Annotated in this window: 1 pseudogene; it reads right to left on the bottom strand. The window is 60.4% G+C overall.

From position 1 onward, the window contains the following. Window positions 1–528, bottom strand: a pseudogene (locus ABJ99_RS16810) (hypothetical protein); the annotation flags it as partial.

Raw genomic sequence — 528 nt, 5'->3', positions numbered from 1 at the left:
CTGGGCGTATTGGCGAATCTCGTTCTGCAACTGTTTTGCGTACTCGTTGTTCTGGAAGTCGAGCAGGGCGGGCAGGCTTAGTTCGTGCGCGCGCAGTTTTTGTTGATGGGCCGCCAGGTCGCGCGCGATGCTTTTGCGGGGTTTGTAGGCAGTTGGATACTGCCAGCTGCGGCGCGTATCACTGATCTGTTTGTCGAGCACTCGCCACTGGCGTAGCCACTGTTTCAGTTGGGTAATGACGTGCTGATTGATCGCGATGTGCGCCGGCGAGTCGAGCAGCACCTGGCCGATCAGCAGCGTGCGAATCAGCGCGACGATGTTTTGCTGTTTGCCCACCGCGAGGCGGCTGTCGATAGGCACCCAGGCCAGCAGGATGCTTTCGAGTGTCGCCTTGCCTGCACCGCGGGCCAGTTCGCCGAGGGCTTTGAAGGTGTCTTGAACCGGCTGTTTCAGCGCCTTCATCCACGGCTTGTCGGCAAAGCCCTGATGATTGAGCGCGCCGTTGAGTTCGCCGATGCGGGTGGCCAG

This window comes from Pseudomonas syringae pv. cilantro, assembly GCF_001293775.1.
Lineage (GTDB): Bacteria > Pseudomonadota > Gammaproteobacteria > Pseudomonadales > Pseudomonadaceae > Aquipseudomonas > Aquipseudomonas syringae_P.
This window is presented reverse-complemented; position numbering and strand designations above follow the sequence as displayed.